This window comes from Thermobacillus composti KWC4, assembly GCF_000227705.2.
Classification (GTDB): Bacteria; Bacillota; Bacilli; order Paenibacillales; family Paenibacillaceae; genus Thermobacillus; species Thermobacillus xylanilyticus.
Genome location: NC_019897.1, coordinates 3204120 through 3227562, shown reverse-complemented (window position 1 = coordinate 3227562; position 23443 = coordinate 3204120). Strand labels below are relative to the sequence as shown.

18 protein-coding genes and 1 pseudogene are annotated in these 23443 nt (G+C 63.4%); 17 read left to right on the top strand and 2 right to left on the bottom strand.

All coding sequences use genetic code 11. The annotated features are described in order from the left end of the window. Positions 1-108: 108 nt before the first annotated feature. Entirely contained in the window at positions 109-885 is a 777-nt protein-coding gene (locus tag THECO_RS14970) for a 2-phosphosulfolactate phosphatase (protein WP_015255880.1), read from the top strand. Between the two features lie 59 nt (positions 886-944). On the opposite strand, the gene THECO_RS14965 is transcribed toward THECO_RS14970, so the two are convergent. Then, positions 945-2378 (bottom strand): S-layer homology domain-containing protein, encoded by a 1434-nt coding sequence (locus THECO_RS14965; protein ID WP_015255879.1) that lies wholly within the window; start codon positions 2376-2378, stop codon positions 945-947. A 449-nt stretch (positions 2379-2827) separates the two neighbouring features. On the opposite strand from THECO_RS14965, the gene THECO_RS14960 reads away from it, so the two are divergent. The 8 genes from THECO_RS14960 to THECO_RS14925 all read left to right on the top strand — a co-directional run bounded on the left by THECO_RS14960 (position 2828) and on the right by THECO_RS14925 (position 11341). Then, complete coding sequence (locus tag THECO_RS14960; protein ID WP_015255878.1) at positions 2828-3916, top strand: BMP family lipoprotein; 1089 nt, start codon at positions 2828-2830, stop codon at positions 3914-3916. Between the two features lie 108 nt (positions 3917-4024). Next, the gene (locus THECO_RS14955) at positions 4025-5551 is read left to right on the top strand and encodes an ABC transporter ATP-binding protein (RefSeq protein ID WP_015255877.1); all 1527 of its coding nucleotides are present in this window, start codon (positions 4025-4027) and stop codon (positions 5549-5551) included. After that, positions 5532-6599 (top strand): ABC transporter permease, encoded by a 1068-nt coding sequence (locus THECO_RS14950; protein ID WP_041854535.1) that lies wholly within the window; start codon positions 5532-5534, stop codon positions 6597-6599. Before THECO_RS14955 ends, THECO_RS14950 begins: the two co-directional genes overlap by 20 nt. Then, positions 6583-7497 (top strand): ABC transporter permease, encoded by a 915-nt coding sequence (locus tag THECO_RS14945; RefSeq protein ID WP_015255875.1) that lies wholly within the window; start codon positions 6583-6585, stop codon positions 7495-7497. Before THECO_RS14950 ends, THECO_RS14945 begins: the two co-directional genes overlap by 17 nt. A 47-nt stretch (positions 7498-7544) precedes the next feature. Then, positions 7545-8222, top strand: coding sequence for a sulfite oxidase-like oxidoreductase (locus THECO_RS14940; RefSeq protein ID WP_408646081.1), 678 nt, complete (start codon positions 7545-7547; stop codon positions 8220-8222). A gap of 70 nt (positions 8223-8292) precedes the next feature. Next, positions 8293-9033 carry a nucleoside phosphorylase gene (locus tag THECO_RS14935; RefSeq protein WP_015255873.1) on the top strand — a complete coding sequence of 247 codons (741 nt, stop codon included), beginning with the start codon at positions 8293-8295 and terminating at the stop codon, positions 9031-9033. 106 nt (positions 9034-9139) lie between these two features. Beyond that, positions 9140-10612 (top strand): MFS transporter, encoded by a 1473-nt coding sequence (locus THECO_RS14930; protein WP_015255872.1) that lies wholly within the window; start codon positions 9140-9142, stop codon positions 10610-10612. Between the two features lie 48 nt (positions 10613-10660). After that, positions 10661-11341 carry a DUF421 domain-containing protein gene (locus THECO_RS14925; RefSeq protein WP_015255871.1) on the top strand — a complete coding sequence of 227 codons (681 nt, stop codon included), beginning with the start codon at positions 10661-10663 and terminating at the stop codon, positions 11339-11341. Between the two features lie 66 nt (positions 11342-11407). Here THECO_RS14925 and THECO_RS14920 read toward each other — a convergent pair whose 3' ends face one another. Continuing rightward, on the bottom strand, positions 11408-11974 hold the full coding sequence (locus THECO_RS14920; protein WP_015255870.1) for an NAD(P)/FAD-dependent oxidoreductase: 567 nt from the start codon (positions 11972-11974) through the stop codon (positions 11408-11410). Positions 11975-13213: 1239 nt separating this feature from the next. On the opposite strand from THECO_RS14920, the gene THECO_RS14915 reads away from it, so the two are divergent. The 8 genes and pseudogenes from THECO_RS14915 to THECO_RS14880 all read left to right on the top strand — a co-directional run bounded on the left by THECO_RS14915 (position 13214) and on the right by THECO_RS14880 (position 23386). After that, the gene (locus THECO_RS14915) at positions 13214-16447 is read left to right on the top strand and encodes an efflux RND transporter permease subunit (protein ID WP_015255869.1); all 3234 of its coding nucleotides are present in this window, start codon (positions 13214-13216) and stop codon (positions 16445-16447) included. Further along, positions 16448-17332 carry a TetR/AcrR family transcriptional regulator gene (locus THECO_RS14910; protein WP_015255868.1) on the top strand — a complete coding sequence of 295 codons (885 nt, stop codon included), beginning with the start codon at positions 16448-16450 and terminating at the stop codon, positions 17330-17332. Between the two features lie 117 nt (positions 17333-17449). Continuing rightward, positions 17450-18796, top strand: coding sequence for a hemolysin family protein (locus THECO_RS14905; protein WP_015255867.1), 1347 nt, complete (start codon positions 17450-17452; stop codon positions 18794-18796). Positions 18797-18892: 96 nt separating this feature from the next. Beyond that, positions 18893-19623, top strand: a pseudogene (locus THECO_RS14900) (ZIP family metal transporter). A gap of 28 nt (positions 19624-19651) precedes the next feature. After that, the gene (locus tag THECO_RS14895; protein WP_015255865.1) at positions 19652-20212 is read left to right on the top strand and encodes a nitroreductase family protein; all 561 of its coding nucleotides are present in this window, start codon (positions 19652-19654) and stop codon (positions 20210-20212) included. 155 nt (positions 20213-20367) lie between these two features. Beyond that, positions 20368-21396 (top strand): LacI family DNA-binding transcriptional regulator, encoded by a 1029-nt coding sequence (locus tag THECO_RS14890; protein WP_015255864.1) that lies wholly within the window; start codon positions 20368-20370, stop codon positions 21394-21396. A gap of 64 nt (positions 21397-21460) precedes the next feature. Then, positions 21461-22621 carry a Gfo/Idh/MocA family protein gene (locus THECO_RS14885; protein ID WP_015255863.1) on the top strand — a complete coding sequence of 387 codons (1161 nt, stop codon included), beginning with the start codon at positions 21461-21463 and terminating at the stop codon, positions 22619-22621. A gap of 39 nt (positions 22622-22660) precedes the next feature. Continuing rightward, on the top strand, positions 22661-23386 hold the full coding sequence (locus THECO_RS14880; protein ID WP_015255862.1) for a ThuA domain-containing protein: 726 nt from the start codon (positions 22661-22663) through the stop codon (positions 23384-23386). The last annotated feature ends 57 nt before the right edge of the window (positions 23387-23443 follow it).

The window sequence follows — 23443 nt, the reverse complement described above, 5'->3', positions numbered from 1 at the left end:
GATGAAGATCATCGTGACCAGCATATTCGTCGAGGATCAGGAGCGGGCCCTGGAGCATCCCCTGTTGATCGGAACCATCACGGACATTTTCGAGCTGAGGAATTATTTATGAGCTGGTTCGACCAGTCTCCATACGAGATCAAGGTCGAGTGGGGCGAAAGGGGCGCGCGAGAGGCGGCGAATCGGGGCGACATCGTCATCATCGTCGATGTCCTCAGCTTCTCGTCCACCGTCGTGACCGCCGTGGAGCACGGCGCGGAGATTTGGCCCTTCCGGCCGCCCGTTGACGAAGAGGCGAAAGCCTATGCGGAGCGGCTGCGGGCGGAGCTCGTACTCGGAAGGGCGGAGGCGCAGCGATTCGGCGGACATTCGCTGTCCCCGCTGTCCTTCACGCCGGCCGATCATGGGCGGCGATACGTCCTGTGTTCGCTGAACGGAGCATCTTGCGTGCGGATGGCCGAACGCGTCCCCGCGCTGCTCGTCGGCAGCCTGCTCAACGCGTCGGCCGTTGCCGCCGCAGCAAACCGGCTGAAGCGCGAGCTGAACGCGAACATCACGGTCGTGCCGTGCGGAGAGAAATGGCCGGATGCGCGGGAGAACGAAAACAGGCTGCGTCCGGGGATCGAGGATTATTTGGGCGCGGGCATGATTTTGTCCAGGTTGGAAGGGAGCAAGTCGCCGGAAGCGGAGGTGTGCATCGGCGCGTATGAAGCTTCCGGGACAAAACTGGCGGAACTGGTATGGGACTCCGCCAGCGGGCGCGAGCTGCGCGAGAAGGGGTTCGAGCAGGACGTTCTTTATTGCGCGCGGACGGATATCTGCAGCGTTGTGCCTGTCCTCCGCGGCGGCAGGTTTGCCGATGCGAACGGAGAAGCCGGGGGATAAGCCGAAACAGCCGGAAAATGAAGGCCGTCTCGCGGGGAGACGGCCTTTCATCGTGGCCGTTATTTCGATTCGCCGTTCAGGTACCGGTAGAACGCCGCGTTGACCCAGAACGTGCAGGTCGAGTACGTGATGTCCGGATCGTCGGTGCTGTAAGCCTCGGCGATGTCATCGGCCTGGTCAATGAGCGAGAACGACTCCAGGTAGTACCGCTCGTCGGACAGCTTGTTGTTGGCAATCAGCCTGTAGTCGCCCGCCGGTCGCACATTCGAATAGTACAGCGGCTGCCACCACGAGCCGTAAATCAATCCCGGCTGATCGTCTTCGTTCTTCTTCGCGTACGCCAGGATGATGGCGTCGAACCGGTCGCGGTCCGCGTTATTGCGGAATTCGAAGATCAGTTCGTATTCCTTGGCGTATTCGATGTAGTTGCCGTTGGCGATCTGCCGGACTTCGTAGTACTCGGATTCGCCGGGATCGCCCCATTCTTTCAGGTAGACGAAGGCGGATGTGCGCGGCTCGTACTGCACCTTGGCGTCGATGCCTTCGCTGCGCAGCAGGGCGATGAGCTGCAGCGCGTGCCGGATGTCGGAATGGGCATACGTAATCGTCAGCTCGTCGATGAAGTTGCTCTCGTACCGCGAGTCGCGGATCGTGTAGCCGGTGACGAGGTTCTCCTCGAGCGCCCGGTCGCCGATGGCTTGAAGTTCCGGAGCCTTGACGATGACGCTCGCCTGATATGCGTTCAGCAGTTCGTTCAGGATGTTGGCGTCGCTCACCCAGCCGATGTACCGTTTGTACGCGCCGCGGCTCTCGAGCGTCTTGCCCAGCAGGACGTCGGCATACTCGGCGGTCGCCGTTCCGCGCTCCCGGATCAGGCCGTAATGGTCCGCCGGCACGAGGCCGGTGTCGATGGCGGCGGCGAGTTCCTGCGCGCCCTGCAGCCCCAGCAGCGCGGCGCTCAGGTTGAACGGCGCCAGCGTCCGATCCGCCTTGTCCGCGGGGTAGGTGTAGGCCAGTTCCTTCAGGCCGGCCGCCTTGACCGCGATCTGCGCGGCGTTGATCGCCGTCAGCGGCGCCTGCGGGTTCACCGTGCCGCCGGAGATGATGCCTTCCCTGTACAGCGCGGCGGCCGCTGCATAGTAGGGGCTTGAAGCCGGCACGTCGTCGAAGACGGCGCCATCGGCTGCTGTGGCAGCTTCGGCTTCGTCGGCGGCCTGCAGCCGGAGCGCCGCCGCCGTCGCGGCGATGAAGTCGCCTTTCGCGAGGGCGTCGCCGAATGCGATGCCGAACTTGTCCTTCAGGAACAGCGCATAGTCTGCGGCGGTCTCCTGCGCTGGACTTTGAACGGTGGTCGCGGAGACGGCGGTGCTGCCTGACCCGGAGACGGCGGCTGCGCTGTCGGCGGCGGAAACGGCCGGGGCGGACAGCAGGAGCACGGCGGCCAGCGAAATCGGCAGCAGCCTGCGGACCTGTTGGTGAAGTCGGATGGACATGGCGGTACCTCCTCAGGTTGAATCGGACTATAAATCCTAGTAAAATAGTATGTAAAATTGGGTTAATCCTGGCAGAGGAATGGAACGGCTGTCAAGACGGGAACCCGGGGGTAGCGACGAAATTGAAGAAGCCATTTCCTCTAATCCAGGGGAAAAGACGTTTTCGAGCAAAATAGAAGCAATCATTGCGTTTATTATTGGCCGAAGCCGGGAAATCCGACTTTTTGGGAAAAATAGAGGAAATATCTTCTTCTATACCGGCTGAAAAGGCGTTGTCATGCGAAACAGAAGCAATCGTTGCGCTTATTTTCGGACTGAGAAGGACTGGGGCGGGAAATCGTTTCGGAAGCAACGACATTTTTCGACAATATCGCGCTTTTCCATTGACAAAGCCTGAGCCAGTCCCTAGGATTAAACTGACAAACATTTTGAAATGGAGAGAACCTGTCGTGAAAAGAGCGTCTTTACTGGTGCTGCTCGCCGTCCTGGTCGTCTCGCTTCTTGCGGCCTGCGGCGGCGGAAATAACGGAAACAGCGAGGCAGGAAACGGGGGCAATGCGTCCCAGAACACCAATGCCGGTGCAGGCGCGGACAACGCCGGAGGCGAGACGGAAGGCCCGAAGAAGCGCATCGCGCTCGTGCTGCCGGAGAAGATCGGCGTCAACGCGTTCTTTACCCAAATGGTGGACGGGCTGAATCAAGCCGCCGAAGAGTTCGGCGTCGAGGTCAAGACGATCGAATCGACGGACCCGGCCGCATTCGAGCAAAATCTGCGCGCCGCCGTCGCCGACGATTACGACCTGATCATCACGAGCAGCTTCACCGCGGTCGATGCGCTGACGGTAGTGGCCGCCGAAAATCCGGACAAGCCGTTCGCCATCATCGACCAGGCGTTTGACGCGCCGAATGTCCGCAGCATCGAGTTCCGCGAGCACGAAGCCGCTTACCTGCTTGGTGCTGCCGCCGGTCTTGTCACGAAGACCAACACGGTCGGCGCGGTCGTGGCCATGGACATCCCGCTGCTCAGCAAATATACGAGCGGTTTCGAGCAAGGGCTCAAACATACGAATCCGGACGCGAAATTCCTGGTCAACTATGTCGGCAACTTCACCGATCCGGCGAAGGCGAAGGAACTGGCGCTGCTGCAATATGAGCAAGGCGCAGACTTCATCGCCGGCATGTCGGCCGTCAGCGACAACGGCGTCTTCGAAGCGGCGAAAGAGAAGGGCTTCCTGACTTCCGGCCAGGACGTCGACCGCACGGTCGAAGATCCGGAGCACATCATTCTGTCCCAGCTGAAAGAAACCGATACGGTCGTCTACGAGACGGTGAAGGACTTCGCACAAGGCAACTTCACGTTCGGCACGGTCAACTACGGCCTTAAGGAGAACGGCGTCGGCCTGACGTTCGTCACGGCGGAGTCGCCGTCGCCGCTCAGCGACGCGCTCGGCCAGGAGAACGTCGAGACGCTGAAGAAGATCCGCGACGACATCGTTTCGGGCGCGATTACGGTCATCAATCCCCTCGAACAGCAGTAAAGCATCTGACGATACGGTGTTTCATACGCTAGCAGCCGGCTGCCGGGACGCAGCCGGCTGCTGTACGTGTTATTGAGGAACATACCGCATGACGGAAGGGGAAGCGGCATGCTGCTGCAGATGGAGAAGATCACCAAGATATACGGCGACGTCACGGCCAACGCGGGCGTTGACTTTACGCTCGAAGCCGGCGAAGTGCATGCGCTGGTCGGCGAGAACGGCGCGGGCAAGACGACGCTGATGCGCATTCTCTACGGCGAGGAGACGCCGACATCCGGCACGATCCGGCTCCGCGGACAGGAGCAGTCGTTCCGCTCGCCGGAGGACGCGATCCGCGCGGGGATCAGGATGGTGCACCAGCACTTCATGCTGTTTCCCTCGTTCACCGTGGCGGAGAACATCGTCATCGGCCGGGAACCGGCCTCCGGCATGCTGTTCGACCGGAAGAAGGCGGCCGAAGAGGTGGCCCGGCTGTCCGCCGAATACGGCATGCCCGTCGATCCGCATCGCCGGGTCGCCGATTGTCCGGTCGGAATCCAGCAGCGGGTCGAAATTTTGAAGGTGCTGTACCAGGGCGCGGACATCATCATTCTGGACGAGCCGTCGGCCGTGCTGACGCCGCTGGAAGTGAAGGAGCTGCTCGCGGCGATCCGCGAGCTGGCGCGCAAGGGCAAAAGCTTCATCCTGATCACGCACAAACTGCAGGAAGTGATGGATGCCGCCGACCGCATCACCGTGCTGCGCGACGGCCGCGTCACCGCGACGGTGCGCGCCGCCGACACGAACGTCGAGGAGCTGTCCCGCCTGATGGTCGGGCGCGAGCTCGTCCCGTTCGACAAGCGGCCGGCCAAGCCGGGCGAACCGGTGCTCGAGGTGGAAGGCCTCACGATCCGCGCCGGCCGCGGCAAGACGAAGCCGCTCGTCGATAACGTGTCGTTCAGTGTCCGGGCGGGCGAAATTGTCGGTGTGGCAGGCATTTCCGGCAACGGCCAGTCCGAACTGATCCAGGCGATCGCCGGCCTGCGGCGCATTGACGCCGGAGCGGTCAAGCTGTGCGGGCGCGACATCTCCGGCGCCGATGTCCGGGAAATCCGCCGGCAGGGGCTCGCCCATATTCCCGAAGACCGCTATCAGTGGGGGTGCGCGAAGGAGGAGTGCATCGCCGACAACGCGGCGATGGGCCATACGGCGCGCGCCGGTCGATCCGGCATCCTGCTGCGCGGCCGCATACGCAAGCTGGCCGAGTCCTGGATCGCCGGTTTCAAGATCAAGGCGGGATCGCCGGATGTGAAGGCGGGGCAGCTGTCGGGCGGCAATCTGCAGAAACTGATCGCGGCGCGCGAGCTGGCGCACGGCTCGCCGCTGGTCATCGCCGCCGAACCGACGCGCGGCGTCGACATCGGCGCCATGGAGATCATCCACGGCGAGTTGATGAAGCGGCGTGACGAAGGCAGCGGCATTCTGCTCGTATCCTCCGAACTGACGGAAATTTTGAAGCTTTCCGACCGGATCATCGTCCTGTTCGAAGGGCGGATCGCCGGCGAGCTTGCGGCCGAAGAAGCGACGGAAGAGGGAATCAGCATGCTGATGGCGGGGGTGACGGCCGATGCGGCTCATGCAGCTCATCACACGTAGTCTGCGCGAATGGATTCATCCGCTTGCGGCCCTGCTGCTCGGCCTCGCCGCCGGAGCCGTCGCGATTCTGGCCGTCGGCGGCTCGGTGGCCGAGACGTACGCGGAGATGTGGAAGGGCGCCTTCGGCAGCTTCTACTACGCGATGAACACGCTGGCGCGGGCAACCCCGATCATGCTGATCGGCCTCGGCGTGGCGCTCGCCTTCCGCGCCGGGTTCTTCAACCTCGGCGCCGAAGGCCAGCTGCTGCTCGGCGCCCTGGCTGCCGCGGTCACCGCGCTCTATCTGCCGGCACCGCCGGAAATGCGCATGATCGCCGCGCTTGCCGCAGGCATCGTTGCCGGCGGCGCCTGGTCGCTGTTTGCCGGCTGGCTCGATCTCCGGTTCCGCATGAACCTGCTCATTACGACGCTGCTGCTGAACTATATCGCGGTGTATCTGGCCAGCTATTTCGTCAGCTTCCCGCTGAAGGATACGTCGGGCAGCGCCGCGATCAACCAGACGAACATGGTGGACAGGGCGGTATGGCTGCCGAAGCTGTTCAAGGGCATGAGCGTGCACGCGGGCTTCATCATCGCGGCGGCGGCGGCCGTGGTGCTGTTCCTGTTCCTCCGCCATACGATCGCCGGTTATCATCTCCGGATGCACGGCAGCAATCCGCTGTTCGCCATATACGGCGGCGTCCGCCGCGGCCGGCTGATGATGGCCGCCATGCTGGCCAGCGGCGGCTTCGCCGGACTCGCCGGCGCCGTCGAGGTGCTCGGCACGCAATACCGCTACATCGACAACGCGCTGACCGCCCCCGGCTATGCCTGGTCGGGCATCATGGCGGCATTGCTCGCCGGATCGCATCCGCTCGGGACGGCGGCGGCGGCCATCCTGCTGGCGGCGCTGCAGACGGGCGGCATGGGCGTGGAGCGGAACACCGAGGTGCCGCTCGAGATTGCCAGCGTCATCCAGGCGGCGATCATTCTGTTCATCTCCGCCCGGTTCACGTACGCGTTCTTCAAACGCAGGAAAGCGAGGTCTTCCGATGGACCAGCTGTTTGATTTCTCGCTGTTCAACTCCATGCTGCGGATGATCGCCCCGATCCTGCTGGCCGCGCTCGGCGGCGCGATCTGCGCCCGCGTGGGCATTTTCAACGTCGGTCTCGAAGGACTCATGCTGACGGGCGCGTTCACGGCCATCGTCGGCAATCATCTGTTCCACAATGTGTGGCTGGCCGTCCTGTTCGCCGCCGTCTGCGCGGGGCTCATGTCCCTGATCCTCGCCTGGCTGACGATCAGCCTGAACGCGAACATGATCGTCGTCGGCGTGGCGCTCAACTTCCTGGCGACGGGGCTGACCACGTATTGTTTGTTCGCCATTTTCCATGTCAAAGGGTCATACTATGACCCGAATATGACCGGTCTGCCGAAATGGAACATCCCGCAGATCTCCGGCGACTCGTTCCTCGGCATCCTGACCGGCCACTCGCCGCTCGTCTACCTCGCCTTCGTGCTGGCGTTCGCGCTGCAATTTTTCTTCTTCCGCACGGTGCGGGGATTCCGGATGCTGGCCGCGGGCGAACATCCGGCGGCGGCGCGGAGCCTGGGGATCAAGATCGACCGCATCCGGTACGCCGCGGTGCTCGCCAGCGGCGTGCTGTGCGGACTGGCCGGCGCGCAGCTGTCGCTCGGGCAGGTGACGCAGTTCACCGAGAACATGACGGCCGGCCGCGGCTTCATCGCCCTCGTCGCCGTCATGCTCGGGCAGAACAATCCGCTGGGCGTCACGCTGTCGAGCCTGCTGTTCGGGCTCATGGAAGCGATCAGCATCCGCCTGCAAGGCTTCTCGCTGCCGACGCAGTTCACGATGATGGTGCCGTATATCGTGACGCTCGCCGCCATGTTTTTCTTCAAGGACCGCGCCTATCTGCAGCAGTCCGGCCGGATCGAGGGACGCTAGGCAAACATTCGAATTTCGAAAAAGAGGAGGCGCATCGGATGGAAAAAATGGACAAGGCGGAACGGCTGAAACGCGCTCCCGCGCCGAAAGCCCGGATCAGCCCGGAACTCGCGCACCGGCTGCCGCCGGGGCAGACGCTGACGGACCGGTTCCCCATCCTGCATGAAGGCGACGTGCCGGATTACGGGGACGGATCGGAATGGTCGCTGCGCGTGTTCGGCCTGGTGGACGGGGAGCGGACGTTCAGCCTGGACGATCTGAAGGCGATGCCGCGCGCGACCGTCGTCTGCGACATTCATTGCGTCACGCGCTGGTCGAAATTCGACACCGCATGGGAAGGCGTGCGGTTCCGCGATTTTCTGGCGGCGGCGGGCATCCGCGTCCGGCCGGAGGCGCGCCATGTCATGATCCATGCCGATCAGGACTACGAGACGAATGTGCCCCTCGAAGACCTGATGCGGGATGACGTGCTCCTCGCCTGGGGCTACGACGGCAAGCCGCTCACTCCGAAGCACGGCTGGCCGCTCCGTCTGATCGTGCCGCATCTCTACTTCTGGAAGAGCGCCAAATGGGTGCGGGGCATCGAGTTCATGAAAGAGGACCGGCCGGGCTACTGGGAGCAGCGAGGCTTCCACAATTACGCCGATCCGTTCCGGGAGCAGCGGTTCTCGGACGAGTCTTTTGAGATGCCGGAAGACGAATGGATGCACAAGGATTACGACTGACGGACAAATACGACTGCATGATCCAGAGGCCGCGGACAGCGCGCCATGACCGTTGGGAGGTACCGTATAGATGAAACTGCCGATTCTGCGCGTAGAACCGGCCGACATTCCGGCTTACGCGCTTGTCTGCGGAGACCCGTTCCGCGCCGAGAAAATTGCGGGCAAACTGGAGGACGCGCGGGAGCTTGCCTTCGCCCGGGAATACCGGACGTTCGTCGGCAAGTATAACGGCGCCCGGCTTGCCGTCGTCAGCCACGGCGTCGGCTCGCCCGGCGCCGCCGTCTGCTTCGAGGAACTGGCGAGGGCCGGCGTGCGGACGGTGATCCGCGTCGGCACGGCCGGGTCGCTGACGCCGGAGTATCCGGCGGGCAGCCTGATCGTCAGCACCGCGGCGGTGCGCGAAGAAGGGCTGACGAAGCAGCTCGTGCCGCCCGGATTTCCGGCGGTCGCCGACAGCGCCGTGACGGAGGCGCTGTACCGCGAGGCGGTCGCGCTCGGCGGCGGCCCCGTCGGCAAAGGGATCACGGCGACGTTCGACGCGTTCTTCACGGGCGTCGTCGACCTGCCGCATGACGCGTACGCGAAGGCGGGCGTGCTCGCCGTGGAGATGGAGATCGCCGCGCTCTACGTGATTGCTTCGCTGCGCGGCATGCGCGCCGGCGCGATCGTCGCGCTGGACGGCGACGCGGACACCGTCGACGAAGCGTACGACCCGCACCGCAATATCGTCGCGGAGGCGGTGGAACGCGAGATCGAGGCCGCGCTCCGGGCGATTGCGTCGCTCGCCGCGGCGGACGCCGCAGCCGAATAGCGTTGGCCTTGCATTGCCTGCCCCGGCCGGGGCGGGCTTTTTTGTCGAATTTCATGGTAATATTGAAGGAGCGAAAGGCGCCAACAACCGGAGGAGAGGAAAACCGTTGAGAGAACTGCTGCATCCCGTCAAAGTCGTCCGCGCGGCCGGGCTGGCGGACGGCACGTCGCTGCTCGTGCTGCTCGGCATCGCGATGCCGCTGAAATACGCGGCCGGCATGCCGATGGCGGTCACGATCGTCGGCACGATCCACGGCTACATCGTCATCTTCTATCTCCTGGCGATTCTGTATGCGCAATTGTGCCTGCAATGGAACGTGCTGTGGTCGCTGCTGTGCCTGGCGGCCGCGTTCGTGCCGTTCGGCAATTTCGTGCTGGACCGCGCGATCAGGCGCCGCCGGCATCAGTTCGAGATCCGGCCGATTCCGGTCAAATGGCTCGTCTATGCGGTGGTGTTCTTCGCGTTTCTCGATCTTTTCACCCAATTGCCGGTCATGAGCACCTATGCGTCGTCGCTCGGCGCCGGCGCGGCCGTCGCGGGGCTCGCCGTCGGCATGTACTCGATGACGAATCTGTTCGGCAATCTCGCCTCCGGCATCTGGACGGACCGCCGCGGCGCGTACCCGGTGGTGACCGCGGGGCTTGCCCTGACCTCCGGCGTGCTGCTCCTGTACAGTCTCGTGGCAAGCCCGGCGGCACTGGTGGCGGTGCGCTTCCTTCACGGATTCGTGAGCGGTCTGATCGTTCCCGCGGCTTTCACGTTCCTCGCGAACGTGACGGAGAAGGATCGGCAGGGCAGCCAGAGCGCGGTGTCGGGGACGTTCGTCGGCATTGCGGCGATCGCCGGCCCCGCGTACAGCGGCATCATGGCGAGCCGGACGTCGGTCCCGTTCGTGTTCGCCACGGTCGCGGTGCTCGGGCTGGGGCTGCTCCTGCTGACGGTGATTTTTCTCCGGAAGCAAGACGCGCGGAGCAAGGAAGAGCGCCGGGCCGGAGGAAGGCTGGTCTGGAGACGGGAATTGCTGCAGTCTTTCGCGGGGGCTTTTTTCCTCATGTTCTCGCAGGGGGCGCTGGCTTATCTGCTGCCGCTGCACGTCCAGGCACTCGGCTTTGACTCGCGGATCAGCGGCACGCTGCTCAGCATGTTCGGGCTGATCGCCGTCGCGGTGTTCATCGTGCAGGCGCGCGTGGGCTTCAGGCGGCTGCCGCCCGCCATGCGGTTTACGGCGGGCCTTGCCATGATGGCTGTCAGCCAGCTCCTGTTCGGGCACAGCACAAGCATGGCCGTTCTTGTCGCGGTGATGACCTTGTACGGCCTCGGGTTCGCGCTGCTGTTCCCGGCGATGAACACGCTGCTCATCCACGGCACGACGGAAACGAACCGCGGACAAGCCTACGGCTGGTTCTACGCGCTGTTCTCGGCGGGCACGGTGGCCGGTTCGTCCGGCATCGGACTCGTGCCGCTGCCGGTTGCGGGACAGTTCATCGTGACGGGCTGCGTCATGCTCGCCTGCGTTGCGGCCGTGCTGCTGACCGCGCCGAGAGCGAAGATTTTGGCTGGATCGGATCAAGGAAATTAAGGGAATACTAACGGCGATGACCGCAGCGGAAAGCGCGGGGGGGTTGCCGTGAGCCATTATTTGCATATCACTGTGGATCTGCTGTTCGGGTTCGCAGGACTGTTTGTTTTCAATCAGGTGCTCGGCAAGGCGCATTTTTCCAAGCTGACGCCGTTCGAATTCGTCGCCATACTGGTGCTCGGAGATCTGGTCGGCAACGCGGTCTACCAGCCGGATGTGACGGCGGCGCAGATTGTGTACGGCATCCTGATCTGGGGGCTGATCATTTACGCCATCGGGCGGTTGACCTTGAAGTCGAAAAAGATGCGCACGCTGTTCGAAGGCGAGCCGTCCATCGTCATCCGGCGCGGGCATCTGCAATACGACGTCATGCGCCGCAACATGCTGGATCTCGACCAGCTGCTCAGCATGCTGCGGCAGCAGGGGTATTTCTCGCTGCGCGAGATCGAGTACGCCGTCCTCGAGACGAACGGCATGATCAGCGTGCTGCCGAAGCGGCCGTACGGACCGCCGACGCGCGCGGATCTCGGCCTGCACGGCGTGGGCGGACGGGTGCCGATTACGCTGATCCTCGACGGCCGGCTGCAGTCGGACAACCTGGGGAAGGCGTCCTTGTCCGAACCGTGGCTGAAGCAGCAGTTGGCAGATCGGGGCATCACTTCGTATGAGGGCGTCCTGTACGCGGACTGGGACCCCGAAGAAGGACTGTTCGTTATGCCGCATCAATGAGAAACGGCAGCCGAACTGACGCCGTGTTGTCTCGTGCGTCGGTTCAGGCTGCCGTTTTCTGATGGCTCAGGATTTCAGCACGTCGTGGTCGACGTACCGTTCGCCGTTCAGCTTGCTGATGACGTTGATCGCGACTTTCGCGCCGTCGCCGGCGGTGATGATCGTGTGGACGCTGACGCCCGCCACCGTGCCGGCCGCCCAGATGCCGTCGATGTTCGTCCGGCCGTCCGCGTCGACGTCAATGACCGTCTTGATGCGCGGCTCGGTGCCGTCTTTCAGCTTCAGGCCGATCTTCTCGGCGAGGTCCGTCAGCAGGCCGGTTGCGATGATGACTTGTCCGGCTTCGAAAGACTCGCCGCCTTCCGTCTCAATGCGGAACTTGTCTCCGTCCTTCACGATGTTCGTGACCGTCGCCTGCTTCACTTCCGCGCCGAATTTCGCCGCCTGCTTCTTGCCGGTCTCGACCAGATCGGGACCCGTAATCTCCGGAACGCCGTAATGGTTCTCGATCCAGGCCCGCTTCGTGATGCTCTTGTCATTGTCGAGCAGCAGCGTCTTCTTGCCCGCTTTGGCCGTGAACAGCGCGGCGCTTGCGCCCGCCGGTCCGGCGCCGATAATGGCGATGTCAAACATCTCCACCCACTCCTTCGCCCATGAAATCAATGCGAATACAGCTTGATGCCACAGGAACATTTTATACAAAAATGTTTCTAAAATCAAAAGGAAGAACGGGCGAGGAGGAGCATCGGAGGCGGGACGCGAGGGCGGATGTATGCGGGGCGGAGGTTCGTGGGGTGCTGGATGTAATACGGAGGCAGAGGCTCGCGAGGTGTTGGATGAGATGCCCGCGGGGTGTTGAAAGCCGGGAGTGTTGGAGTCTCGCAGGAGCGGAGGCTCGCGGGGTGTTGCCAGCGGGGCGGGGAAGCGGCGGCTTGCAGGCGGGGAAGCGGCTGCCCGCGTGCGAGGAGGATTGGAAGTGGCCCAGGCAGACCGGCGGTTGGCAATAACGGCATTATGTGCCGTTAATGCTTCCCCCGAGGCCGGCAACAGGCCCGTTAACGGCACGCGGTGCCGTTAAATGCGCGTGAGAGGCCGGCAACTCGGCCATTCGGCGTGGAATAACGGCATTATGTGCCGTTAATGCTTGCCCCGAGGCCGGCAACAGGCCCGTTAACGGCACGCGGTGCCGTAAATGCGCGTGAGAGGCCGGCAACTCGGCCATTCGGTGTGGAATAACGGCATTATGTGCCGTTAATGCTTCCCCCGAGACCGGCAACAGGCCCGTTAACGGCACGCGGTGCCGTTAAATGCGCGTGAGAGGCCGGCAACTCGGCCATTCGGCGTGGAATAACGGCATTATGTGCCGTTAATGCTTGCCCCGAGGCCGGCAACAGGCCCGTTAACGGCACGCGGTGCCGCTGTGGCGGGGCGCGGTCGGTCGAGCCTTGCAGCGGACAGTGCCCCGAATTTGAGAAACCTTCACCAAATGCAACGCATCCAGACACGTTGTTTGCTTCGATATGGGGTGAATCTGGTCATTGCGAAGCAAATAAGACTGCTGCGTTTCTATAAAGTTCAAAAATTTGCCACAAACACCGAAATAACGCTTCCCTGCTTTGCTGGCGGTCCGGTGCCCTGATCCGAAACGCCGCTGCGGACGGGCATCGGGCGCGGTTCGTGCAATTTTTTGGCTCCCGGGCGCAGGCTCGGCCGTATGTTAATGGTGGGCCTGCAAAGGCTGTGCCCGATGTGCGTAAGGGGTATGACCGTCCGGTCAACGGAGGTGTTCATTTGATATTCAATGCCTTGCTAGTATAGAATACAACCGTTATGAACAATCGGTCAGTACAACGGATAAAGGGGTGGAGTTTGTTGAACGGCATCATCCGATTTTCGCTGAACAACAAGTTTGCGTTGTGGATCATGACCTTCATCGTCGTGGCGGCCGGTCTGTACGCCGGACTCACGATGAAGCAGGAGACGATCCCGGATATCAACGTTCCGGTGATCTCGATTACGACGGTCTACCCGGGCGCGGCGCCGGACGAAGTGGTGGAGCAGGTGACGCGTCCGCTGGAGCAGCGGCTCCGCAACTTGAACGGCGTCGACACGGTGCAATCCATGTCAATGGAGAACGTCTCGTCGCTGTTCATTCAGTACGATTATGAGAAGGATATGAAGGAAGCGCTCGAGGAAGCGCGGGAGGCGGTGGACAGCGTCCGGCTGCCGGAGGGCGTTTCGGAACCGACGCTGTCCCGGATTACATTTAACGCCCTCCCGGTGCTGGTCGTCAGCGTCAGCAGCGATACGCAGTCACTCGAAGCGTTGACCGCGCTCATCGAAGAGGGGCTGCGGCCGTCCCTGGAAGGTCTCGACGGGGTATCGGAAGTTCAAATCTCGGGCCAGTACGTTCGCGAAGTCGTTCTGACCTGGAAAGAGGACAAGCTGGCGGAGTACGGCCTGAGCAAGGACATGGTCCAGGGCATCATCCAGGGTTCGGTGCTCAAGGCGCCGCTCGGCTTGTTCGAGATGGAGAACACGCAGAAAAACATCGTCGTGGACGGCGGCGTGCGTTCGCTGGAAGATCTGCGCAATCTGGCCATTCCGCTCATCCCGTCCGGCGGTGAAGGAGCGGGTGCCGGCATGGGCGGCGCTGGCGGCATGGGTGACGCTGCGGGCATGAACCCCGCGGCCGGCATGGGCGGTGCCGCTGGCATGGATGCAGCAACAGGCATGGACGGTGCCGCAGGCATGGAAGCCGGCGCGGGCGACGCCGATCTGCTCGCCGCGCTGATGAACAGCGGCTTGCCCACGGTTCCGCTCTCCGAGATCGCGGACATCGAGCTCGTCGGCAAGGCGGAGTCGATCTCGCGCACGAACGGCCGGGAGTCCGTCGCCGTGCAGATCATCAAGGCGCCGGAGGCGAACACGGTCGAAGTCGTGAACAAGGTCAAGGCCGAGCTCGACGCCTTCCAAGAAGACACCGAAGGTCTGAACATCATCACGATGCTCGACCAGGGCGAACCGATCGAGCAATCGGTCGCGACGATGCTCGAGAAGGCGCTGTTCGGCGCGATCTTCGCGGTCATCATCATTCTGATGTTCCTGCGCAACATCCGCTCGACGCTGATCGCGGTTGTCTCGATCCCGTTGTCGATCCTGATCGGCATCCTGCTGCTGAAGGTGAACGACATCACGCTCAACATGATGACGCTGGGCGCGATGACCGTCGCGATCGGCCGGGTCGTGGACGACTCGATCGTCGTCATCGAGAACATTTACCGGCGCATGTCGCTGACCGGCGAGCAGCTGAAAGGCAAGGCGCTCATCCTCGCGGCGACGAAGGAAATGTTCATTCCGATCATGTCGTCGACGATCGTGACGATCGCGGTCTTCGTGCCGCTCGGCCTCGTCAGCGGCATGGTGGGCGAACTGTTCATGCCGTTCGCGCTGACGATGGTGTTCTCGCTCCTCGCGTCCCTGCTCGTCGCGATCACGGTCGTGCCGATGCTGGCGCATACGCTGTTCAAGCGCGGCCTGTCCAAGGGCAAGCATTCCGAAGGCCCCGGCGCGCTGGCGAAAGCGTACCAGAAGGGGCTGCGCTGGGCGCTCAGCCACAAGATCGTGACGTTCGCGGTCGCGGTGCTGCTGCTCGCCGCGAGCGTCGGCCTGAGCCAATTCATCGGCACGAGCTTCCTGCCGGAAGAAGAGCAGAAATACGCGATGATCACCTATTCGCCTGCGCCGGGTGAACTCCAGGACGAAGTGGTCGACCTGGCGACGAAAGCGGAGGGTTATCTGCTGAACCGCGCCGACGTGACGGACATGCAGTTTGCGGTCGGCAATCAGGGCGGCAGCATGATGGGCTTCGGCTCTGACCGCTCCGCACTGTTCTATGTGCTGTTCCAGAGCGACATCAAGAACTTTGAAGAAGTGAAGGAGCAGGTGCTCGCCGACGTGCAGGCGAAAGCCCCGGGCGAAGGCGAGTGGGGAATGCTCGACATGTCCAGCGTCATGGGCACGGGCAGCTTCAGCCTGACCGTCTACGGCGACAGCTACGAAGAAATCAAGGACGCGGCCGAAAAAATCAAGACGGTCATGGAAGAGGATTCGAACTTCAAGGACATCGAGACGGGACTGGAAGAAACCTATGATAAGTACACGCTGCTCGCGGATCAGGCGCAGCTCAGCCGGTACGGGCTGACGACCGGCAACATCATGCTCGCGCTCGCTCCGGTGCGGGAGCGGCCCGTCCTGACGACGATCCAGGAAGACGGCGAAGTGTACAACGTGTACGTGCAGTCGGAGGCGAAGCAGTACGACACGATCGACGATATGACCGGCGTGACGCTCACCTCGCCGCTCGGCTTCGAAGTGCCGATCCGGGATGTCGTGAAGGTCGAAAGCGGAGAATCGCCGAACGCGATCAACCTGATGGACGGCCGGCTGTATACGAACATCACGGCCGAAGTGACGACCGCCGACGTCGGCAAGGCTTCTTCCGAACTGAAGCAAAAGATCAACGATCTTGAGCTGCCGTCATCGGTGGATGTCGAGTTCGGCGGCGTCGTCGAGCAGATGAACGAGACGTTCACCCAGCTCGGCCTGGCGATGGCCGCCGCGGTCGCGATCGTCTACCTCGTGCTCGTCATCACGTTCGGCGGCGGACTGGCGCCGTTCGCGATCCTGTTCTCGCTGCCGTTCACGGCGATCGGCGCGTTCATCGCGCTGCTGCTGGCCGGCGAAACGCTGAACGTCTCGGCGATGATGGGGCTGCTCATGCTGATCGGCATCGTCGTCACGAACGCAATCGTCCTGATCGACCGCGTCATTCACAAGGAACGGGACGGCCTCGCGACGCGGGAAGCGCTGATCGAGGCGGCCGGCACCCGTCTGCGCCCGATTCTGATGACCGCCCTCGCGACGGTCGGCGCCCTGCTGCCGATGCTGTTCAGCCTCGAAGGCGCGGGCATCATTTCGAAGGGACTGGCGGTGACGGTCATCGGCGGCCTGACCAGTTCGACGCTGCTGACGCTGTTCATCGTGCCGGCGATCTACGAAGTGCTGATGCGCTTCCGCCGCAAGCAGGCCGAGGAGCGGATCTGATTGTCGGACAAGAAACGGATGATCGTGTCCGCCGCCCTGCGCGTGTTCGCGCGCAAAGGCTACCGCGCGGCGTCGATCCAGGAAATCGCCGAGGAAGCCGGGGTGGCGAAAGGTTCGATCTACCTCCATTTCAAATCGAAGGACGAGCTCGCGCTGGCCGCCGTCTCCGACGTCTACGACCGCGTCCGGCGGCGTATGGCGGAGCTGGAGTCGGATGACGGCCTGACGCCGCGCGAGCGGTTCATCCGCCAGCTCGAGGCGCAGCTCGCCGTGGGCTCGGAGAACGCCGAATGGATTCGCCGGCTCTGGCATGATCACGCAACTGAAATCCACGAAGCGCTGCCCGGATTCGTCCTCCGGATCCGGGCGGAGACGGCGGATTGGCTGCAGCGTTCGATCCGCAGTGTCTACGGCGAAGCGTGCGGGCCGTATGCCTGCGACATCGCGCTGCTGATGCAGGGCGCGATCGGCGAGTTCATCGGCTACTTCCTGCTCGGCGGCAAGCCGCTCGAACCGCAGCGGCTGGCGCGGTATCTTGTCGCCCGGATGGACGACATCGCCGCCGGGCTGTCCGGCAGCGGCGAGCGTCCGCTCGTCGCGGGCGATGAGCTCGAAGCGCTGGTCCGGAGTTTGGCCGGCGGCTGCGGACCGGCGTTGCGGCAGACCGCGATCCGGGAACTGCGGGAACAGTTGGAAGCCCTCCGGACGGACGGCGCGGATACGGGCGAGCTGGAGGAAGCGGTGGGCGTGCTGGAGGCCGAGACGGCGAAACTGTTGCCGAACCGCGTCATTCTGCGCGCCATGCTGGGCCATGTGCGCGCCCTCGCGCCCGAGCCGCTCCGACCGGCCATCGACCGGCTGGAAAGGGAAATGCAGCAGATGTGAAAACCGCTGCCGCCGGGCGCGGTTTTTCTGTTGGCGCGGAGAAGGCCGCGCGGACATATTTCGAAGCCGCATACCTTATACTACGCATGAACCAGAACAGGACGGGGAAGTGAACGCATGGCATTCATTGTCCTCATCGTGCTCATCCTGCTGAACGCCTTTTTCGCCGCTTCCGAGATCGCGCTCATCTCGCTGAATGACAACCGGATTCGCGCGATGGCGGAGGACGGACACAAGAAAGCGAAACTGCTCGAGGGATTGCTGCGCGAACCGAGCCGGTTCCTCGCGACCATTCAGATCGGGATCACGCTGGCCGGATTTCTCGCGAGCGCGTTCGCGGCCGAGAGCTTCGCGGGCGATCTGGCGGCGTTCGCCGCGAAGCAGGGCGTGCCGGTGCCGCAGAAATTGCTGCATACGATCGCGCTCGTTGTCATCACGCTGGTGCTCTCCTATTTCACGCTCGTGTTCGGGGAACTGGTGCCGAAGCGGCTCGCGATGAAGAAAGCGGAGCCGATCGCGATGCTCGCCGTCCGTCCGCTCGTCTTCCTGTCGGCGGTCACCTCTCCCGTCGTACGGCTGCTCACCGGTTCGACGAACCTGATCGTGCGCCTGTTCGGCGTCGATCCGAACGCGGACGACGAAGAAGTGACGGAAGAAGAGATCCGGATGATGGTCGATGTCGGCGAGGAGCGGGGCGCGATCGACAAGACGGAGAAAATGATGATCAACAACATTTTCGACTTCGACAACAAGACCGTCGGGGAGATCATGACCCACCGCATCGACGTCGTCGGCATTCCGCTTGAGGCGACGCTGAAGGACATCGTCGCGACGATCGAAAGCGAGAAATATACGCGCTATCCCGTCTACCGCGAGCATATGGACAACATCGTCGGCATCCTGCACGTAAAGGACCTGACCTTGCACGTCATGGACTGCGATGAAGAAGCGTTCGATCTGACGAAGCTGCTGCGCAAGCCGTATCATGTGCCGATGCAGCGCCCGATCGACGAAGTGTTCCGGGACTTCCAGAAGAACAAGGTCCACATGGCGATCGTCATCGACGAATACGGGGGAACGGCGGGCATTGTCACGATCGAGGATCTGCTCGAGGAGATCGTGGGCAACATTTTTGACGAATATGACGAAGATGTTCGCGATATTGTGAGAATGGACGACGGGTCGCTGCTCGTGAGCGGCATCGTCGACCTCGACGAGATCGAGCGAATGCTGGACATCGGGCTGCCGACGGACCGGTACGACACGGTAAGCGGCTTCGTCATCGGGCAGCTCGGACGGTTCCCGGAGGCGGGCGACGAGGCGGAGATCGTCTGGGAAGGGTACATCTTCCGCGCGGAAGGGCCGGTCCACAAGCGGATCGCGAAGGTTCGGATCGTGCCGCCGGGAAGCGGAGAAGCCGGGACTGCGGGGAAAATGGAAGACGCGACGGCCCCGGCCGAATGACGATCCTTCCGCCGGCCCGACAAAAGGGCTTGCCGCCGACCGCGCTCGTGCTATACTCGGAACTAGCGCACAGGAAAGCGGGAGGTGCTGGCGGTCTTGGAGGACGCTTTGCTCGGCAGTTTCGTATCGGCCATGGCGACGGTTCTGGGCGGGCTTCCGGTGCTCTTGATCCGGAAGATGTCCGAGCGGTGGAAAGACATTCTCGTCGCGTTCACGGCCGGCATCATGGTGTCCGCTTCGACGTTCGGCCTGCTTCCCCAGGCGATCGCCGAAGCCGGCTTCTGGACGATGACCGTCGGACTCGTGCTCGGCGTGCTGGTGCTGGATGTGATCGAGCGGAACATTCCCCATATCGACGTCGAGAACAAAAACGGCATCCGCTCGCTCGACAACAAGGCGTTGCTCGTCATGATCGCGCTTTTCATCCACAATATTCCGGAAGGCCTCAGCACGGGGTTCAGCTACGCGAGCGGAAACGAAGGGTCGGCCCGATGGTCGCGATCGCCATCGGAGCGCAGAACATGCCGGAGGGACTCATTCTGGCCGTGTTTCTGCTGAACGCGCGAACGCCCAAGCTGAAATCGCTGCTTATCGTGACGGCGACCGGCCTCATGGAGATGGTGTCTGCGGTGGTCGGCTACGGGGCGGCCAGCCGGATCGACGGGCTGATCGGTCCGGGGCTGGCGTTCGCGGCAGGGGCCATGCTGTTCATCGCGTACAAGGAACTCATTCCCGAAAGCCACGGTCACGGGTTCGAGCGGCCTTCGACCTACAGTTTTATCGCCGGGCTGCTCGCGATGATCTATATCGCGGAAGTGTTCGGCTGACTGGAAACCGGGAGAGAGGAGCGTACATATGGACGTTCTGGAAGCGATCCGCACGCGCCGGTCGTTCGGTCGTGTCAGCCAGGAGAAGGTAGCGCGCGAGACGATCGAGGCGATTCTCGAGGCGGCCAACTGGGCGCCGAGCCATCACGGCACGGAACCGTGGCGGTTCCGCGTCATGACGGGCGAAGGACGCGGCGTGCTGGCGAAGGCTTACGGCGATATCGCCGTGCTCGGCGCTTCGGAGGAGGAGCGGGAGACGGTCCGCGCCAAGGCGGAGGCGAAGGCGTACCGCGCGCCGGTCGTCATCGCGGTGTCGGCGCTGCCGTCCGATGCGCCGAAGGTCGTGCGCGCCGAGGAATTCGCGGCGACGCATGCGGCCGTGCAGAATCTGCTGCTGGCGGCGCATGCGCTCGGGCTGGCCGCGATCTGGCGGACCGGCGAGCCGATGTACCATCCGCTCATGAAGCAGGCGCTCGGCCTCGCGGAAGCTGAGGAGCTCGTCGGCCTCATCTACCTGGGCAAGCCGGCAGCGCCGCTCCCCGCGGGCAAGCGCAGGCCGGCCGCGGAGAAGACGGTCTGGCTGTCCTGAGCGGGCGCGGCGGATACGGGGAAGCGTGCATGGTCGCGCAAAAAAAAATGGGACGCGTGCATTGACTTCCCCTTCTTTTCATGCGAAAATGTACGCGCGTACATTACGTCATCAACAGGCGTGTGAAGGATTTCATTCGGGAGGGAAGGCGCAACGTGGCATCCCGCAGGGAAGTGGCCGAACTGGCAGGCGTCTCGGAAGCGACGGTCTCGCGCGTGCTGAACGGTGTCGGCCCGGTGCGGGAAGAGACGCGGCAGCGGGTGCTGGAAGCGGCCCGCAAGCTCAACTATCAGATCCACGCCCTGGCGGCCAGTTTCGCGCGGGGCCGGAGCGGCAATCTCGGCGTCGTGCTGCCGCATGTGCCGAAGGTGCGGCTGTTCTCCACGTACTATTTCTCCGAAATGCTGGACGGCATCGGCGAGGCGGTGCGCGAGCGCGGCATGGGGCTGCTCCTCCTGTACCGCAGGCCGCAGGAGCCGTTCGACTACGTGCCGCTGTTCGGCTCGGTCAGGATCGACGCCTGCATCGTGCTCGGGGCGAGCAGCCTGCCGGAGGAAGAGGCGGGCATCCGGGCGATGGCGGACGAGGGGCTGCCGTTCTGCATGATCGACCATCGTTCCGGCGACGGCCGGGCAAGCTCGGTCTGCGCGGCGCACGAGGAAGGCAGCCGGCGCGCGGTGCAGCATTTGATTGAGAGCGGTTACAGAAAAATCGGTTTTCTCAACGGTTCGCCGTGGTATTCACCAAGCAGGGAGCGGGAGGCCGGCTATATGCGGGCTCTGCGGGAGGCGGGCCTTGCGCCGGACCCGAAGCGGATGTTCGCCGGCAATTACAGCCGCACAAGCGGCCGCCGCGCGGCGGAGGACGTGTACGCCCGGCTGCGCGATCTGGACGCGATATTCGTCGCGAACGACCGGATGGCGATCGGGCTGATGCAGGCGCTGCGCGAACGCGGCGTCCGGGTGCCGGACGATCTCGCAATCGTCGGCTGCGACGACTCGGACGCGGCCGCCATGGTGGACCCGCCCCTGACTTCCGTCCGCGTGCCGTTCGGCGCGATGGGACGGACCGCCGCGGAGCGGCTGCTGGACCGGCTGCCCGACTGGCGGGGAACGGAATCCGTGTTCCACGAGACGCTGGCTACGGAGCTCGTCGTACGCGAGTCTTCCGCGCCGCGCTCGTAGAAACGTCCGGCGCCATGCGCCCGGACCTTCATACAACTTTATCCCCGTGGGAGGAGTGATCCGCATGAAGCAGTACAACATCGGCATGGTCGGGTACAAATTCATGGGCAAGGCGCACAGCCACGCCTACAAGGAAGTGCCGATGGCGTTCCCCGGTACGCCGGTTCCGGTCATGAAGGCGATCTGCGGCCGGAACAAGGCCGGCGTCGAGCAGGCGGCCGCCCAGTTCGGCTGGGAGTCGGCGGTCACCGACTGGCGCGAGCTGGTGCAGCGCGATGACATCGACATCGTCGACATCAACGCGCCGTCGGACGCGCACAAGGAAATTGCCGTCGCGGCCGCCAAGGCGGGCAAGCACGTGTTCTGCGAGAAGCCGCTGGCGCTGAATCTCGCCGACGCGCGCGAGATGCTGCAGGCCGCCGAAGAAGCCGGCGTCAAGCACATGGTCAGCTTCAACTACCGGTTCGCTCCGGCTGTTCAGCTCGCGAAGAAGCTGGTGCAGGAAGGGCGGCTCGGCCGGATCTACCACTTCCGCGCATGGTTCCTGCAGGACTGGATCATCGACCCGGACTTCCCGCTCGTCTGGCGGCTGGACAAGAACGTGGCCGGCTCCGGGGCGCACGGCGACCTGGGCGCGCATCTGATCGACCTTGCGCATTTCCTCATCGGGGATATCGAGGAGGTCGTCGGCATGAGCGAGACGTTCATCAAGGAGCGCCCGCTGCCGTCCTCGATGACCGGCCTCAGCGCGAAGGGCGATGCTTCCGCGCCGAAAGGCGAGGTAACGGTCGACGACGCGACGCTGTTCCTCGCGCGGTTCGCAAACGGAGCGCTCGGCAGCTTCGAGGCGACGCGCTTCGCGCCCGGCCACCGGTGCACGAACGCGTTCGAGATCAACGGTTCGAAGGGCAGCGTGAAGTTCGATTTCGAGCGGATGAACGAGCTGCAGGTTTATTTCACGGACGACGCGGAAGATGTGCAGGGCTTCCGGCGTGTCATGGCGACCGACGCGGCGCACGCGTACATGGACGCCTGGTGGCCGGCCGGACACTCGATCGGCTACGGCCAGACGTTCACGCATGTCATCGTTGAACTGCTGAACGCGATCGAAGAAGGCCGCCAGCCGGTGCCGAACTTTGCCGACGGGGTGAAATGCCAGGCGGTGCTCGAGGCGGTCGAGAAGTCGGTGGATGAGCGCCGCTGGGTGAAGATCAGCGAAATGTAATCGGAACGTTGCGCTGGACAGAAGAGAAAGGGGAACCTCATGAAAAAAGCGTTGATCGTATGGGGCGGCTGGATGGGCCACGAGCCGGACCAGGCCGCGGAACATTTCCGGGGCATCCTGGAGAAGGAAGGATTTTCCGTCGAAGTGTCGGATACGCTGGAGGCTTTTGCGGACAAGGAAAAATTGATGTCGCTTGACCTGATCATCCCGATCTGGACGATGGGCAAGATTCCGAAGCGCTACGTGCGGAACGTGTCGGAGGCGGTGCAGAGCGGCGTCGGTCTCGCGGGCTGCCACGGCGGCATGTGCGACGCGTTCCGCGAGAACGTGGACTGGCAGTTCATGACCGGCGGCAACTGGGTCGCCCATCCGGGCAACGATGGCGTCGAATACCTCGTCAAGATCAAACATTCGTCGAGTCCGCTGACGGCGGGCATCCAGGACTTCACGGTGAAGAGCGAGCAGTACTATCTGCATGTGGATCCCGCGGTCGAAGTGCTGGCCGTCACGCAGTTCCCGACCGTCCCCGGCCCGCATGAGCTGAACGGTCCCGTGGACATGCCGGTCGTCTGGACGAAGCGCTGGGGCGTCGGCCGCGTCTACTACTGTTCGCTCGGCCACGTGGCGAGCGTGCTCCGCATGCCGGAAGTGACGGAGCTGATGCGCCGCGGTTTCCTGTGGGCGGCGGAAGGCAAGGAGCTTTACGGCAGCACCAACCCGGTGATTTACACCAGCTACACGGGCATGGGCGACAGTCCGGACTGAATCCGGCGGCTGGCGGGCTGACGGGCTGACGGGAGCATCGAAGGCACCAACACTCGA

Bases quoted from the DNA above. Each gene is read 5' to 3' on its own strand.
- THECO_RS14970 (WP_015255880.1), top strand. From the start codon at position 109: ATGAGCTGGTTCGACCAGTCTCCATACGAGATCAAGGTCGAGTGGGGC.
- THECO_RS14950 (WP_041854535.1), top strand. From the start codon at position 5,532: ATGCAGCTCATCACACGTAGTCTGCGCGAATGGATTCATCCGCTTGCG.
- THECO_RS14905 (WP_015255867.1), top strand. From the start codon at position 17,450: ATGGCATTCATTGTCCTCATCGTGCTCATCCTGCTGAACGCCTTTTTC.
- THECO_RS14880 (WP_015255862.1), top strand. From the start codon at position 22,661: ATGAAAAAAGCGTTGATCGTATGGGGCGGCTGGATGGGCCACGAGCCG.
- THECO_RS14945 (WP_015255875.1), top strand. From the start codon at position 6,583: ATGGACCAGCTGTTTGATTTCTCGCTGTTCAACTCCATGCTGCGGATG.
- THECO_RS14955 (WP_015255877.1), top strand. From the start codon at position 4,025: ATGCTGCTGCAGATGGAGAAGATCACCAAGATATACGGCGACGTCACG.
- THECO_RS14885 (WP_015255863.1), top strand. From the start codon at position 21,461: ATGAAGCAGTACAACATCGGCATGGTCGGGTACAAATTCATGGGCAAG.
- THECO_RS14895 (WP_015255865.1), top strand. From the start codon at position 19,652: ATGGACGTTCTGGAAGCGATCCGCACGCGCCGGTCGTTCGGTCGTGTC.
- THECO_RS14965 (WP_015255879.1), bottom strand. From the start codon at position 2,378: ATGTCCATCCGACTTCACCAACAGGTCCGCAGGCTGCTGCCGATTTCG.
- THECO_RS14940 (WP_408646081.1), top strand. From the start codon at position 7,545: ATGGACAAGGCGGAACGGCTGAAACGCGCTCCCGCGCCGAAAGCCCGG.
- THECO_RS14935 (WP_015255873.1), top strand. From the start codon at position 8,293: ATGAAACTGCCGATTCTGCGCGTAGAACCGGCCGACATTCCGGCTTAC.
- THECO_RS14920 (WP_015255870.1), bottom strand. From the start codon at position 11,974: ATGTTTGACATCGCCATTATCGGCGCCGGACCGGCGGGCGCAAGCGCC.